The 15,374-nt window shown below is 34.3% G+C and carries 11 protein-coding genes and 1 pseudogene; 6 read left to right on the forward strand and 6 right to left on the reverse strand.

The features are described from left to right. Positions 1-79: 79 nt before the first annotated feature. Together AC4PRO_RS04860 and AC4PRO_RS04865 are read left to right on the forward strand one after the other, a co-directional pair. Positions 80-217, forward strand: a pseudogene (locus AC4PRO_RS04860) (HipA family kinase); the annotation flags it as partial. Continuing rightward, a complete protein-coding gene (locus AC4PRO_RS04865; protein WP_492116524.1) occupies positions 195-578 on the forward strand; it encodes a DUF3037 domain-containing protein in 384 nt (127 codons plus the stop codon). The pseudogene AC4PRO_RS04860 and the gene AC4PRO_RS04865, both read left to right, overlap by 23 nt. A 159-nt stretch (positions 579-737) precedes the next feature. Here the strand turns inward: AC4PRO_RS04865 and AC4PRO_RS04870 are convergent, their stop codons facing one another. Further along, positions 738-1,247, reverse strand: a complete 510-nt coding sequence (locus AC4PRO_RS04870; protein ID WP_074722463.1) for a GNAT family N-acetyltransferase — start codon at positions 1,245-1,247, stop codon at positions 738-740. 204 nt (positions 1,248-1,451) lie between these two features. Between AC4PRO_RS04870 and AC4PRO_RS04875 the strand changes: the two genes are divergently transcribed. After that, entirely contained in the window at positions 1,452-3,902 is a 2,451-nt protein-coding gene (locus tag AC4PRO_RS04875; RefSeq protein WP_492116525.1) for a hybrid sensor histidine kinase/response regulator, read from the forward strand. A gap of 524 nt (positions 3,903-4,426) precedes the next feature. Here AC4PRO_RS04875 and AC4PRO_RS04880 read toward each other — a convergent pair. The 4 genes from AC4PRO_RS04880 to thrA all read right to left on the reverse strand — a co-directional run bounded on the left by AC4PRO_RS04880 (position 4,427) and on the right by thrA (position 10,498). Continuing rightward, positions 4,427-5,065, reverse strand: coding sequence for a hypothetical protein (locus AC4PRO_RS04880; RefSeq protein WP_492116526.1), 639 nt, complete (start codon positions 5,063-5,065; stop codon positions 4,427-4,429). Positions 5,066-5,684: 619 nt separating this feature from the next. Next, positions 5,685-6,974: a threonine synthase gene (gene thrC / locus AC4PRO_RS04885; RefSeq protein ID WP_492116527.1), complete on the reverse strand. Its 1,290-nt coding sequence runs from the start codon at positions 6,972-6,974 to the stop codon at positions 5,685-5,687. A 117-nt stretch (positions 6,975-7,091) separates the two neighbouring features. Further along, complete coding sequence (locus AC4PRO_RS04890; protein ID WP_492116528.1) at positions 7,092-8,012, reverse strand: homoserine kinase; 921 nt, start codon at positions 8,010-8,012, stop codon at positions 7,092-7,094. A 38-nt stretch (positions 8,013-8,050) separates the two neighbouring features. Further along, positions 8,051-10,498, reverse strand: coding sequence for a bifunctional aspartate kinase/homoserine dehydrogenase I (gene thrA / locus AC4PRO_RS04895; RefSeq protein WP_492116529.1), 2,448 nt, complete (start codon positions 10,496-10,498; stop codon positions 8,051-8,053). Positions 10,499-11,180: 682 nt separating this feature from the next. Between thrA and hutH the strand changes: the two genes are divergently transcribed. From hutH to AC4PRO_RS04910, 3 genes are read left to right on the forward strand one after another with little or no spacing between them, the layout of a single operon-like run. Beyond that, entirely contained in the window at positions 11,181-12,689 is a 1,509-nt protein-coding gene (gene hutH / locus AC4PRO_RS04900) for a histidine ammonia-lyase (RefSeq protein ID WP_074722451.1), read from the forward strand. Positions 12,690-12,742: 53 nt separating this feature from the next. Beyond that, complete coding sequence (locus AC4PRO_RS04905; protein WP_074722449.1) at positions 12,743-13,387, forward strand: DUF47 domain-containing protein; 645 nt, start codon at positions 12,743-12,745, stop codon at positions 13,385-13,387. Positions 13,388-13,417: 30 nt separating this feature from the next. After that, on the forward strand, positions 13,418-14,755 hold the full coding sequence (locus AC4PRO_RS04910; protein WP_074722447.1) for an inorganic phosphate transporter: 1,338 nt from the start codon (positions 13,418-13,420) through the stop codon (positions 14,753-14,755). 101 nt (positions 14,756-14,856) lie between these two features. Here AC4PRO_RS04910 and AC4PRO_RS04915 read toward each other — a convergent pair whose 3' ends face one another. Beyond that, complete coding sequence (locus AC4PRO_RS04915; RefSeq protein ID WP_492116530.1) at positions 14,857-15,366, reverse strand: DUF421 domain-containing protein; 510 nt, start codon at positions 15,364-15,366, stop codon at positions 14,857-14,859. Positions 15,367-15,374 lie beyond the last annotated feature (8 nt).

The raw sequence follows: 15,374 nt of genomic DNA on the forward strand, positions 1-15,374 counted from the left end.
AATTCGCTTGTACGTTTTTTTCATAATTCAACAAAGATAAAATTTATCATTTGTTGCGTTAGGTTATTGAATTCTCCTGGAATGGCTGGACTGGCAAGATACGGACGAAAGCCCTGAGGCGGTACGTGAAGTCTACTTTCAATTTTTATCGATGCGCCTGAACCATTCTCAAATTTTCATTAAAGAAGCCCAAAATGCAAGAGAAGCACTTATATGAGTACTCGGTAATCCGTGTTGTACCAAGGGTAGAGCGTGAAGAGTTCCTCAATGTGGGGATTATTGTTTTTTGCAAAAAAGCGAAGTTTATAAAAATGCTTTACACTATTGATATTGCAAAGATGCAACTGTTTTCCGGTGATTTAGATTTGGAACAACTGCAATTAAACCTAGAGTCCTTCCAGAAAATAGCACATGGAACAAAGCAGGGCGGACCCATTGCACAATTTGATATTCCATCGCGTTTTCGTTGGTTAACGGCGTTGCGTAGCTCGGCAATTCAAACATCGCGACCACATCCAGGATTATGTGATGATTTAGAACAAACAACGCAACGCTTGTTTGAAGATATGGTTTTGTAAATTATAACTAAAGACATGCCATATAATTAAAAAGAGGTAGTTCTTCTTAACGAACTTAAATGAACTTCGATTACTTATATGGTGAAAGAAAAATTTGATTCCACTTTGTTTGTATTCGCTACTTCCTATAGAGGGGTAACAATTTTTCTAGTAGTAGATTTAATTTATCTTTTTTTCTAAAACGATAAACTCTAAAGGCTGTTCTACGATTGAAATATGAATATCGCTTACTGGGAAAGGTTCACGATCACCTGTATCCACATAACCGTGGCGTTTGTACCAGTTAATTAACTCCGTTCTAATTGAGATCACTGTCATTACAATTTTAGACAAGTCTAATGTTTGTGCATGAACTTCGGCCTGTTGTAATAATTTTTTTCCAATTCCGCTATTTTGTAATTCCGGTGATACCGTCAACATGCCTAAATACAATTGTTGTTCTTTTTCGACCAACAAAACACAACCAATAATCTGGTTGTCCTCCGTGAATTTTAGCAACGTATTTTTATTGGTACCAATAATTTCCTTCAGTTCGGCTTCGTTCGTTCGGCTACCTTCTAATATGTTGGCTTCGGTGGTCCATCCTTTTTTGGAATATTCCCCTCGGTATCCTGAATTGATTAATTTATTTAAGTCCGAAACGTCTTGTAGTGTTGCTATTGTAATCATGGCGAGATATGGTAAAATGTAGTTGCAAATATAATTAAAAAGGGAACAAAATAAGATTTTAAAGGAGTTCTTATACAGTGTTAATTAGGTTGAAATCCGTGGCATGAAATGACGTAATTGATTGCTGCAATTGAAAATTTACGAATGTATTTATTCAGATAAAATTTATATATTCGTGTGCACCAAGTTATTGAAAAGATAAAGATGAAAAATTTCACATATGGTTATTATAGGTTTCTCCTAATTCTACTTTGTTTCGGAGTTTCTGAAACTATTTTTTCACAAAAAAACAATGATCAAGTTATAAAAGTGGGTTTATATGATAACCCTCCAAAAATATTTATTAATGAAAAAGGGCAGCCTGATGGTTTTTTTATTGATATTATTAAAGAAATTGGAAAAAGAGAAAATCTGAAATTTGAATACCAATTTGACACTTGGGATAATCTTTATAAAAATTTACAAAGAGGTGAAATTGATGTATTACCAGATGTAGTATTTTCATCAGAGCGAGATTCTATTTTTACTTTAAGTAAAATGCCTGTACTAAGTTCGTGGGCAGAATTGTTTTCAAGAAAAGGATTGAATTTACATTCTATATTGGATTTAAAAAACCTAAAAGTAGGTGTTTTAAAAGGTTCCATCGAAGAGAAATACATGACGGATTTTGTATCTAAGGAGTTCGATATCACCTATAAACTTTATACGTATGATAGTTATTCAAAATCTGTTAGTGCACTTAAAAGTAGTAAAATTGATGTAATCATCGCCGATAGGTTTTTTACTTTTTCAAATTTATTCGCTAAGAGTAGCAAACCAACAGGAATCTTAATTAGACCATTAGGATTACATTTTGCATTTACAAAAAATAAAAATGCTGCGTTGGTTGCATTATTCGATAGGAATATTTCAGCGTTAAAAAATGATGCAAATTCTATATATTATAAATCATTGTTTCGCTGGTTAGATAAGGATCCTAAGCTACTGATTCCTGATTATACAAAATGGTTAATCCTTGTCATTTTTATAGTTTTAGTTATTTCTATATCTTTTGTGTTGTTATTACGAGAAAGGGTAAAAATAAAAACTAGAGAACTCATTAAAGCAAAAGAAAAAGCCGAAGAAAGCGAAGATCAACTGAAATTAATTGCTAATAATTTTGTGAAAGGAATGATTTATCAAGTAGTGACACTTAATACAAATAAAAGAAAGTTTAATTATGTGAGCGATTCCGTTTTGAAGCTTTATGGTTGTACGGCGGCACAAGCAATAAAAAACCCGTATTTAATTTTTGGAAAAATACATCCTGAAGATATAGAAATGTTGGTAGATGTAGAGAGAAAAGCATTAAAAAATTTATCAGTTCTTAATGTCGAATGTAGGATAATTAATCCAGATGGAAGTGTGAGATGGTCTTACTTTGTATCAAAACCAAGAATAGTCAATGATTTAGTTTGTTGGGATGGGCTTGAAGTAGATATCAGCGAAAGAAAAATGATGGAGATCGAACTGCATATTGCAAAAGAAAAAGCCGAAGAATCAGATCGTTTAAAATCAGCTTTTCTTGCTAATATGAGTCACGAAATACGTACGCCAATGAACGGAATATTGGGTTTTGCAGAATTGTTGAAAGAACCAAATCTTAAAGGAAAAAAGCAACGGAAGTATATCAAGATAATTGAAAAAAGTGGAGCAAGAATGCTCAATATTATCAATGATATTATAAATATTTCGAAAATTGAATCCGGACAGATGGAGGTTAATATAAAGAAATCTAATATTAATGAACAATTAGAATATATCTACACCTTCTTTATTCCAGAGGCAGAAAAAAAAGGTATTCATCTATCCTATAAATACACTTTGCCTTCAAATGAAGCCTTCATAACAACAGATCGTGAGAAGGTCTTTGCGATATTAACAAATTTGGTAAAAAACGCCATCAATCATACCGAAAAAGGAAGTATTGAAATCGGCTATAACTTAAAAGAGGAGTTTATAGAATTTTATGTAAAAGATACCGGAATAGGTATCCCAAAAGACAGACAACAAGCTATTTTTGAACGTTTTATTCAGGCCGATATTGCCAATAAAATGGCGCTGCAAGGCGCGGGTTTAGGATTGTCTATTTCTAAAGCTTATGTAGAAATGTTAGGTGGTGAAATCTGGCTTGAATCACAGGAAGGAAAAGGAACTGTATTTTATTTCACACTTCCTTTTAAAGCAGATAAAAGCATAGAAATATCAAATAATAGAGAAATTGTATCTCCCGTTGAAGTACCCAGTTTTAAAAAGTTAAAAATAGTTCTTGCTGAAGATGATGAAGTGTCAGAAAAACTTATTTCAAAAGTTATTAAGGATTTCGGAAAGGAAATTATCTATACAAGAAATGGAATAGAAGCTTTAGAAGCGTGCCGCAATAACCCAGATGTAGATTTAATATTAATGGATATTCAAATGCCGATAATGGATGGTTATGAAGCCACCCGAGAGATACGTAAATTCAATAAAGAAGTAATTATAATTGCACAAACAGCTTACGCTTTAGCTGGAGATATGGAAAAAGCGGTTGATTCAGATTGCAATGATTATATTTCTAAACCAATTAAAATTGAAGAGTTGAAACAGTTAATTGTAAAACATTTTAAGGATTAAGTATAGGGTCTAAAATGAGAACCTCTATAGTTAAGTCTACAGGTTTATTCTTAATTTTAAAATAGATTTGTAACAGTATTTTAGACCTCGTTTTGAGTCAGGCATAAGTGGAGGTTTAGCTTGCATAAGATTAATGTAAACAAATTAAAAAATTGAGAATTACTTCCTTAAAAATTGATTAAAATCATTTTTACGTATTTTTTTTGTGCGTAACCCCAAAGCAGAACATCCTTTTTCCAATGATTGAATCTGCTGCTTTGGGGTTGGACTTTTGGCTTTATCTTTATTTTTTAAAGAACAAAAATAAAGGATATCGCCGCAATCCCTTACGCTACTTTATGTTTAGGAGATAATTACACAACAATTGTATTTAGAGAATATAGAAAACCAACTACTGTAAGTCATAAAAAAAAGCTACTAACTTCATGTCGTTAGCAGCTTTTAATTACGCAGGATTACTTTAGAAATAAAAAGACAGTTGCGATCCAAGTGAAAGAATTCAGCAGAACTGAATAATTAATAGTCTAGTTTTTATTTAATAAAACATCAGCATGTACTGCTACTTCGCTCCATGTTTTACTTACGCCATCTTTACCAGTATGCAATGCTTCGCAAGCTTTGTTAATTGAAGCTACTGCTGCTAAAGCATCCCAGTTTTCTAAATTCATCACCCCGTCAAAAGATAAGCTAGTATCACTATTCGTAGTATATTGTAAAGGAATGTTTGCTGTTTTCCCGTTTAAGAGTACATCAATAGAACAAGTATTGTCAGCAGCCACTTTAAACTCACCAGAAATAAGTTCCGTATTTTTCATCACTCCAAAAAAGAATTTTAAAATCTTAGGATCTCTGGTTCCTGTAGCGTCATTAGTAAACAAACTACTAACCGGAATACTAAATTTAGTACCATTCAACGCTTCCAATGCTGTTTTTCCTTGTCCTGTATTTGTTAATGTTATTTCTTTAAATATACCACCAACAGCTGCTTTGTCTGTTGTTTTATAAGCTGTAAAACTCACTTTGGTAGAATCATTTACTACACTGTACGTTCCATCTGTCGTTTGAATTTCTGTAGTCGTTCCTTCCGTCTCTTTCTTAGAATCTTTACAGCTAACGGCAGTAATCAGAATCATTGCTAGAGCAATCAGTTTTAAGTTTTTCATTGTATTATCCTTTTTTAAAGTTTGATGTAAAATTAGGCATAATAAGATAGACGACATCCCTTATATTGGAAAGACTGCAAGGGGTTTAATGTTAAATCGTATAAAAGGGTATGTTAAGAGATGTTAAAATTAGGATTTTGTGGGTATAAAAAAAGCTATTGTTGTTTTACAATAATAGGACTTTCTTGTTAGGTCTAATTGTTTACTTCAGGACCATGTATATAATTTCATTATCGTTTAGGAACAGCTTGTAAACAGGTGTTTTTTATATTCGAAAGAAAATTACATAGTTCGGAAGGATTGGGAAATGGTATGACCCAATCGCAACGTGTTCTATTCTTTCATAAACACCACCACTTAGCTTGTCTCGCTGAAAGCGTCTAAAAATTGATGTGTAACGTTACGGAGACGCTTCCAGTGTGACAAATAGTAAGACTGATTGATAACTAAAGAATATGGGTAGTGAATAAATATGATTAGCAGCTCTTGCCTTGCGTATAGCCTGACCTCGTTGTAGAATCAACTGGAATAACGTATTGCTCTTTAACGAGGTTATGCCATAAAAAAAAACCGACTGAAAATCACTTCTCAGTCGGTTGTTATATTTGATGTTGAAAGTTTATCCTAAAAACGCTTTCAACTCTTCGTAGGTCTTAATCTTAGTGCTTACTTTTTCTTTATCCATTACACTTTCTATTTGTGCAGGAATTGGTAATTTTACGTTTAAAGCTGGTTCTACGACATCCAAAAATTTAATAGGATGTGCCGTTTCTAGGAAAATACCAATAGCATTTGGATAGTTATGCAATTCTTTTTTCAATCCTAAATAACCCACAGCGCCATGTGGTTCAGCGATATAGCCGTTTGTGTTATATATGGTTTTCATCGCTTCAGTTGTTTCTTTATCTGTAAAAGTATACGAAGAGAAGTCTTTCTTGAATTGCGCCAAATCGTTGTGGTACATTTCCTGAATACGGATGAAATTACTAGGATTTCCTACATCCATAGCATTAGAAATCGTCGCTTTCGATGGTTGTGGATCGTAAAATCCGCTTGCCAAGAATCTTGGTACCGTATCATTTACATTCGTGGAAGCTACAAAATGAAGTAGGGGCAGGCCTAATTTTTTAGCCATAATTCCAGCACAGATATTCCCAAAATTCCCACTCGGGCAAGAGAATACCAATTCCTTGTTTTGCTTCTTCAGTTCTTTGTAGGCAAAGAAAAAGTAAAACATTTGCGGCAACCATCGTGCGATATTAATCGAATTTGCCGAAGTTAGATTGTGATGCTTTAAACTATCGTCTAAGAAAGCTTTTTTAACCATGTCTTGACAATCATCAAAAACACCATCTACTTCGAGTGCTTTAATATTCTGACCTAAAGTCGTCAATTGTTTTTCCTGAATGGCACTTACTTTCCCGGAAGGATAGAGAATGATCACTTCTACGCCAGCAACACCTAAAAATCCGCTCGCAACGGCACCACCAGTATCTCCGGAAGTAGCTACAAGAACGGTGTTCTTACTGTCTTTTTTGTCTTTATTGAAGTAGGCCACACATCGCGACATGAAACGCGCTCCTACGTCCTTAAACGCCATTGTTGGGCCATGGAATAATTCAAGAGAATATATCCCTTTTTCGACTTCAATGACGGGGAAATCAAAACACAGGGTATCAGCAATAATTTCTTTAAGTACATCAGCGGGAATTTCATCTCCTACAAATTGCTTGATAGCTTCAAAAGCGATTTCCTCATTGCTTAAATTTTCGATAGTATCGAAAAAGGCCTGAGGCAGTGGTGTTATGTTTTCTGGAAAATACAATCCTTTATCAGAGGCTAATCCTTGTATTACTGCTTCCTGAAAGGAAACGTTTGGGGCATTATGGTTTAAACTGTAGTATTTCATTGTAACTTTGATTTTCTTAAATCTTTTGCCACAAATTCACGGATTAAAAATAATTGTAAAAAATCTGTGAATCAGTGGTTATCATTTTACATTTTCATTTTGGGCTTTTACTCGGAATTATAAAATTCTCACGCCATCAGGATTCACTTTTGAAACGTGAATCTCGTATGGTAACTTCATTTCGTCATAGACTGCGCTCATGGCTTTAGCAATTTTATCGGCGGCGTCTTTTCCTTTGCTTAAAGCAAAAATAGAAGGTCCAGAACCCGATATTCCAGATCCTAAAGCACCGTTTTCTAATGCGGTTTGTTTGATTAAGTCAAAACCAGGAATTAGTACAGAACGCAACGGTTCTACGATTTCATCATGTAGAGAACGACCTATCAAGTCATAATCCTTAGTATATAAACCAGCAATTAATCCGCCTACATTTCCCCATTGCATGATTGCATTTTTTAGGGGAACCATTTGCTTCAATACAGAACGTGCATCTGATGTTTTTAACTCAATCTGAGGATGAACTACCGTCGCATACAATTCTGAAGGACTTTCTATTTTTATAATATCTAAAGGACTGTAGCTTCTCACTAATGTAAATCCACCCAAAAGGGCAGGGGCTACATTATCAGCATGAGCGTTTCCGCAAGCTAACTTTTCACCTTGCATAGCAAACTGTACCAAATCTTTAATTTCAAATGGATTTCCTAACAAAACATTTATACCATAAACGGCTCCGGCGGCACTGGCAGCACTGCTTCCAATTCCACTTCCAGCTTTGATGTTTTTGTATATTTCGATCTCAAAACCTGCATCTGAATTCAAAGCTTCAAGCATTGCTAAAGCAGCAACTCCAGCGACGTTTTTTTCGGTTTCCAAAGGTAAATCAGCACCCACAATTTTAGTGATGCGAATTCCTTTTTGATCTGATTTTCTGATAATCATTTCGTCCCCTACATTGTCTAAGCACAATCCAAGGACATCAAATCCACAGGATAGATTAGCAATTGTAGCGGGACAGAATATTTTTATTTCATTCATTTTCTTTATACTTTTTTTGCCCCTTTAGGGGTTAGGAACTATACGTTTCCAATTCGAATCACATCGGCAAAAATTCCTGAAGCAGTAACTGCAGCACCGGCACCGGCACCTTTTATCAATAAAGGTTGGTCAACATAGCGATCCGTGTAAAACAAAACAATATTGTCTTTTCCTTCTAAGTTGTAAAAAGGATGGTCTTTTGGGATGAATTGCAAACCTACGCTAGCCTTACCATTTTCAAATTGAGCAACAAATTTTAAGCGGCTTTCTTTTGCATTGGCTTCCGCCAAAATCCCTTCAAAATGTGCAGCATGTTCGACAAGAGATTTAAAGAAATCTTCATTAGTTGTAGTTTCCATACAAGCAGCAGGAAGGAAAGATTGGTTTTCAATTTCTTCAATTTCCATTTCGTAACCACTTTCGCGAATCAAAATCAGGATCTTTCTAGCGACATCGATTCCGCTCAAATCTATCTTTGGGTCAGGTTCTGTAAATCCTTGAACACCAGCTTCTTTTACCACTTCACTGAAAGCGTTGTTTTCGTCAAAATTATTAAAGATAAAGTTTAAACTACCAGATAAAACAGCTTGAATTTTGTTGACTTTATCTCCTGATGCGACTAGGTTTTTAACGGTGTCAATGATAGGTAATCCTGCTCCAACATTTGTTTCAAACAAGAAAGGGGCATTATATCTTCGGGATAAACTTTTAAGATTTTTATAATTTTCAAAAGCAGAAGAACAGGCAATTTTATTACAAGTTACAACGGCTACACTTTGTCTTAAGAAATGCTCGTATGTTTTAGAAACACCTTCGTTTGCCGTGATATCCACAAAAATACTATTACGTAAATTCAGCTCTTTTACTTTGTTAATGAACAATTGTTGGTCAGCCGCATCTCCTTTTTCGATAAGAGGTTGCCATGCTTTTAAGTCAATTCCATCTTCGTCAAAAATCATTTTGCGTGAATTAGACAAAGCGATTACACGAAGATTTATTTTTAAGTTTTCTTTTAGGAACTTCTTTTGTTGGTTGATCTGATCAATGAATTTCTCACCTACATTACCAACGCCCATAACAAACAAGTTCAACTGTTTCGTATTGTCTTCAAAGAAACGTTCGTGAAGTGTATTCAATGCTTTTTTTACATCTCTTTGATTGATTACCGCAGATATGTTTCTTTCAGAAGCTCCTTGCGCAATCGCACGAATGTTTACATTGTTTTTTCCTAAAGTACTAAACATTTTACCGCTCAATCCTTGGTGATTTTTCATGTTTTCGCCAACTAAAGCAATAATACATAGATTTTTTTCTACGATACAAGGATCTACTTTGTGCTGTAAAATCTCGATTTCAAAGGCTTTGTTTATTGCAGCTTCGGCAGCTTCGGCATCTTCATTAAGGATTCCAATGCAAATAGAGTGCTCAGAAGAGGCTTGAGTAATAAAGATAACGTTGATTTCTTCTAGGGATAATACCTCAAAAAGTCTTTTTGATGAACCGGATACTCCAATCATTCCCGGACCTTCAAGTGTGATCAATGTGATATTTTCGATATGGCTGATTCCTTTTACAGGCTGACCATTAGAAATAGACTGGCTTGAAATATAAGTTCCTTCCGCTTTTGGTTCGAAAGTATTTTTGATGTGAATAGGAATGTTCTTTCTTAAAACTGGCTGAATTGTTGGAGGAAACAAGACTTTGGCACCAAAATGAGACAATTCCATCGCTTCCTGATATGATATAGAAGCTATAGGTTGGGCCTGTTTTACGATTCTTGGGTTAGCAGTATACATTCCGTTGACATCAGTCCAGATTTCTAAATCAGTTGCATCTAATGCTCCAGCTAGTATTGCAGCGGTATAATCTGATCCACCACGTCCTAAAGTCGTGTTTATTCCATCAATAGAAGACGAAATAAAACCGGGCATTACGACAACCTGACTTTCATTCGAGGCAAAAAAAGAAACAATTAATTCATCAGTAACTTTGAAATTTACTGTAGCTTTTCCAAAATTATTGTTGGTTTTTATAAGTTCACGGCTGTCTTTATAACTACTGCTTTTAAAATCTTGTTTAAGTGCCTCAGCAATGATATAAGAAGAAAGTAATTCTCCAAAACTTAAAATAGTGTCGGATGTTCTATTGGATAGTTCTCCTAGAAGGAAACAACCGTCCAATAAGGTTTCTAGATGATTGATGATGCGTTTGATATGACTTAGTAAGCTGCTTTGCTCACTTACAGGAATCAATTCTTTTACGGCATCTAAATGTTTTTTCTCAATATCACCCACAATTTCCTTATAACTTTCATCATTAGAAGCAGCTCTTAATGAAGCCAGTTGAAGTAAATCAGTTACTTTGCTAAGGGCAGATACTACTACGATTAATTGGTCTTGTTTTGCTTGGTTTTGAACTATCTCAAGGACTAGTTTTATATTTTGTGCATTGGCTACCGAAGTTCCGCCAAATTTTAATACTTTCATTGTGTTTGTTTTATTTTAGAAAAATGGCAATGCTATTTACCCACCTAAAATCTTTCCTTCTTAAAAAAAGAAAAATATAAAATAGGATTATATGTAAAATGAATACCCCTAAGGGGTAGTAGTTGTTGTAGTTGTAAAGGTAGAAGTAACAGAAGTTGCAACCCAAATTTGAGTTGTTATCGAAGATTGATATGTTGTTCTGTTATTTGTCATTACTATTTTCCAAAAATACAGCTTTTTATAAAAAGCAACCTCCTTTATATGGTTTTTTGCGAATATTTTAATATAAACGAGAGAAATCAGCTTCTATTGAATATTTCCTATTTTATGAGCGCATTGTGGCGGCTATTGTTATTTATTTTGAAAGCAGGAAGTGATAACTAGGTATATTTGAGCTCTTTTTTTTAATTTCAACTGCTAATTTGGACTAGTTTATGGGGGACGAGTAACACTTTTGGTTTTTCGGAGCGTTAATTGGCTTTTGAAAACTGTGATAGGAAACTTAACATTAAAGAAACCGAAGTAATTAAAATAGTGTCTCTTCAAAGCAGGATTATTCGGGGAGAATTTGCATCAAATTTAGAAAAGCGATGCTTTTGAATCTAAGTTTTAAATTATTACTAATATATGTTGCTTTTTAATATTGATTTCTCCAATTTTGGCTTTTAAAATTTAAGATTAAATGGACAATACACATTATATAAGTACCGCACTACTTTCCCTAGAGACCGTAAATGAAATTATTGCAAATCAGATGTTACTAGAACTGTCTGATGAGGCTAAAATTAATATTCAAAAATGCAGGGATTTTTTAGATAAAAAAATGGCAACGCATTCTGAACCTATCTACGGAATAAATACTGGTTTTGGGTCACTTTGTAATGTTAAAATCTCTAATGAGAATTTATCTAAGCTTCAGGAAAACCTTGTGAAATCGCATGCTTGTGGAACTGGAGAAGAAGTTCCAAATGAAATAGTAAAACTAATGTTGTTGCTGAAAATTCAGTCTTTGAGCTACGGACATTCAGGAATACAATTACAGACAGTGGATCGCTTGATTGCTTTTTACAACAACGATGTCTTACCTATTATTTATACCCAAGGTTCTCTTGGTGCATCTGGAGATTTAGCTCCTTTAGCGCATTTGTCTTTACCATTATTAGGAGAAGGAGAAGTGTATTTTGAAGGGAAAAAAGTCCATTCAAGTGTGATAATGGAGCACTTTAATTGGGAACCTATAATTTTGCAGTCTAAAGAAGGTTTGGCCTTGCTAAATGGAACTCAATTTATGAGTGCTTATGGTGCTCATATCTTAATGAAAGCCAATAAATTTTCCTATTTAGCAGATTTGATTGGTACAATATCTTTGGAAGGATTTGACGGAAGAATCGAACCATTTAATGAGTTGATCCATTTTATACGTCCTCACAAAGGCCAAATTACAACTGCCAGTCGTGTAAAAGAATTTCTGGAAGGAAGTCAAATTATCGAGCAGGAGAAAGTACATGTACAAGATCCTTATTCATTCCGTTGTATTCCGCAAGTTCACGGAGCTTCAAAAGATGCTATTGATTACGTTAAAAAAGTATTTAAAACGGAGATTAATTCGGTTACAGATAATCCAAATATATTCATCGAAAGTGACCAAATCATCTCAGGTGGTAATTTTCACGGACAACCATTGGCATTAGCCTTAGATTTTATGGCCATTGCTTTAGCGGAACTAGGGAGTATTTCTGAAAGAAGAACCTATCAATTGATTTCGGGATTGCGGAACCTTCCTGCATTTTTAGTGGATAATCCAGGGTTGAATTCCGGATTTATGATCCCTCAATATACCGCTGCCAGTATTGCTAGTCAGAACAAGCAATTAGCAACACCTTCAAGCGTAGATAGTATTGTTTCTAGTAATGGACAAGAAGATCACGTGAGTATGGGAGCGAATGGCGCCACAAAAGCATTGCGTGTTATGGAAAATCTAGAACGTATCCTGGCAATCGAATTGATGAATGCTTCTCAGGCAATTGAATTTAGAAGGCCACTTCAGTCAAGTGAGTTTATCGAAATGTTCTTAAGTTCCTATAGAGAAGAAGTTCCGTTTGTAAAAGAAGACCGCATTTTACATTATGACATTGAGAAAACCGTTTCTTTTTTGAATAGTTTTCGGATTGAAGATGAATTGTTAGATTAAATAAACATTCGCAGTTATAATTATAGTAATTTTGCGCCCTAAAAAATAATAAAATGTCAATAAATAGTGTTTTCCAGTTTTTAGTTCCAAAGGATAAAAAATTTTTCCCTTTATTCGAAGAAGCATCCAGCAACTTAATTGAATTAGCTGCAAACTTACATGAAGCAGTAAATCTTCCTTTAAAAGAAAGAGAAGTTCTTTTTCAAAAAATTGATAAATTAGAACAAAAAGGAGAACATATTACCCGTCAAACGAATCTTGAATTGAGTAGAAACTTTATTACTCCATTTGACAGAGAAGATATACATTCCTTGATTACATCGATTGACAATGTTGCTGATAATCTTCAGGGTGCAGCAAGTAGAATGCGATTGTATCAAGTCGATAAAATTACAAAGTCCATTAGAAAATTGACTGAAATTAATCTTGAAGCTTGTCAGAATATTGATGTCGCCGTTAAAGAATTGAAAAATTTTAAGAACATCAAAAATATTACTGAGGCTTGTGCCAGAATCAATAAGTTAGAGAATAAGTCGGATACCGTTTACAATAAAGCAATTTTTGAAATATTCGAAAATGAAACGGATGCAATCACCATAATAAAATACAAAGAAGTGTTATCTGTGTTAGAAACTGCAACGGATAAGTGTAAAAGTGTAGCCGGAGTTTTAGAATCAATTGCTGTAAAGCATTCTTAATTTAATCGGTTACTTTTTGAAATTACATTTATGGAATTTACTTTACTTATAGTTATTATTATACTGGCTTTAATCTTTGATTACATCAACGGTTTTCATGATGCGGCCAATGCTATTGCAACCGTTGTTGCCACAAAAGTTTTATCTCCTTTTCAGGCGGTTCTTTGGGCTGCTTTCTTTAATTTCTTGGCCTATTGGGTTTTTGGATTTGGAGTTGCTGACACTGTTGCTAAAACGGCGCATACTATGGAGATCAACCTTGTAGTCATACTCGCAGGTGTTATTGCTGCCATTTGTTGGAACTTGTTAACCTGGTGGTTGGGAATACCTTCAAGCTCATCGCATACTTTAATTGGAGGTTTCGCGGGAGCTGCGGTTGCTCATGCGATTGCTGTTCATGGTTTTTCAGGTTATTTACTGGAGGATGGAACTACCGCTTACTGGTATGACATAGTTAGTTGGTATAAAGCAGGTAAAGACGGCGGAGTGCCCTCAGGCGTTTCCATCATTATTCTTTTTATTGTTTTAGCACCGTTGTTAGGGGCCTTGATGTCATATTTAATTTCAATTTGGCTTTTAAATGCTTCCAAAAAAACGATTACCCCAAAACTGGTTACTTTAGCTATAATGGGTATCACGATCTGGTTTGTGGAGAGTCAAATGAAATATTATGAAGCAATAGAAAAACCAAGATTTGATTCTCATTTTTGGAGTGTTGCTTTTGAATCACACAACCTTAAATGGTTTTTGGTAGCGTTTATCATCTTAGCCATTAGCTCATTTTGTTTAATATTTAGTAGTTTGAACTTGAATCAAGCTACTGCATGGTTGAAAAAAATGCAGTTATTGTCTTCTGCTGCGTTCAGTTTAGGTCATGGTGGAAACGATTCACAAAAAGTAATGGGTATTATTGCAGCGGCAGTTGCAGTATATATTCACACTACAGGATCAGCTCAAGATAGCATGCCTGACTGGTTAAATGTTGTTTTGCCAAAAGAGGATTTAGCTGGAGTAATGCCTGCCTGGATTCCCTTAGCATGTTATACTGCAATTGCATTAGGGACATTAAGTGGAGGGTGGAAAATTGTAAAAACAATGGGTTCTAAAATTACAAAAGTAACTTCTTTTGAAGGTGTTGCCGCCGAAACAGCTGGAGCTCTAACCTTATATTTCACAGAACATTTAAAAATACCGGTGAGTACCACGCATACTATAACTGGTTCTATCATTGGAGTTGGTCTGACTAAACGTGTATCTGCGGTGCGATGGGGAGTTACAGTGAGTCTTTTATGGGCTTGGGTATTAACGATTCCTATTTCGGCATTATTGGCAGGACTAGTTTACTATTTCCTTAGCTTGTTTTTATAAAAGTATTATAGTTTTCGAAATAAATAAAAAACCATCCTAATTATAAAGTTAGGATGGTTTTTTTTAGTTTATTGAATTTCTATTCCTAAACTGTTTTGAATTTATTTGATTGCTTTTTTTAATTTTTTCAATCTTTTATAATGCGTTTGTTTTAAATTACCATTTCCTGAAATCATACTTATATTTCCATCTACTTCAAGCATTGATAGTTTTACGTCAGAGAAATGATCAATTCCATGCTCTCTCATAGCTTCTCTTAATTCATCAGAAGTGATATTCAATTTGCTTAAAAGTTTAAAATCAATTTTGCCATCATGGATTAATATTTCTGGTTTTTCTTGAATTAAATCCTTTAAAAATTTAAATTTGAACATTGCTTTTTTCAAAATATAATTAATCAAAAAAAGTCCCGTAGCTGCTACTAAACCTCCAATTAAACTATTGTTAGGGCCAACCATTGCATTTTGAACCGAATTGCTGATTAACAAAATTAAAATTATATCACTAGTATTGAGTTGAGATAATTCTTTTTTACCAAAAATTCGCAAAGCGATAATCATAAAAAAATAAACGGCTGTACTTCTAAAAATGATATCGAGGTAGAGATTCATTATTGTTT

The sequence above is a fragment of the Flavobacterium sp. DW-iso2 genome (assembly GCF_058725285.1).

Excerpts from the sequence above, each read along its gene's own strand:
- AC4PRO_RS04875 (WP_492116525.1), top strand. The coding sequence starts at position 1,452 with ATGAAAAATTTCACATATGGTTATTATAGGTTTCTCCTAATTCTACTT.
- AC4PRO_RS04890 (WP_492116528.1), bottom strand. The coding sequence starts at position 8,012 with ATGAATGAAATAAAAATATTCTGTCCCGCTACAATTGCTAATCTATCC.
- AC4PRO_RS04880 (WP_492116526.1), bottom strand. The coding sequence starts at position 5,065 with ATGAAAAACTTAAAACTGATTGCTCTAGCAATGATTCTGATTACTGCC.
- AC4PRO_RS04915 (WP_492116530.1), bottom strand. The coding sequence starts at position 15,366 with ATGAATCTCTACCTCGATATCATTTTTAGAAGTACAGCCGTTTATTTT.
- hutH (WP_074722451.1), top strand. The coding sequence starts at position 11,181 with ATGGACAATACACATTATATAAGTACCGCACTACTTTCCCTAGAGACC.
- AC4PRO_RS04905 (WP_074722449.1), top strand. The coding sequence starts at position 12,743 with ATGTCAATAAATAGTGTTTTCCAGTTTTTAGTTCCAAAGGATAAAAAA.
- AC4PRO_RS04870 (WP_074722463.1), bottom strand. The coding sequence starts at position 1,247 with ATGATTACAATAGCAACACTACAAGACGTTTCGGACTTAAATAAATTA.
- AC4PRO_RS04865 (WP_492116524.1), top strand. The coding sequence starts at position 195 with ATGCAAGAGAAGCACTTATATGAGTACTCGGTAATCCGTGTTGTACCA.
- thrC (WP_492116527.1), bottom strand. The coding sequence starts at position 6,974 with ATGAAATACTACAGTTTAAACCATAATGCCCCAAACGTTTCCTTTCAG.
- thrA (WP_492116529.1), bottom strand. The coding sequence starts at position 10,498 with ATGAAAGTATTAAAATTTGGCGGAACTTCGGTAGCCAATGCACAAAAT.
- AC4PRO_RS04910 (WP_074722447.1), top strand. The coding sequence starts at position 13,418 with ATGGAATTTACTTTACTTATAGTTATTATTATACTGGCTTTAATCTTT.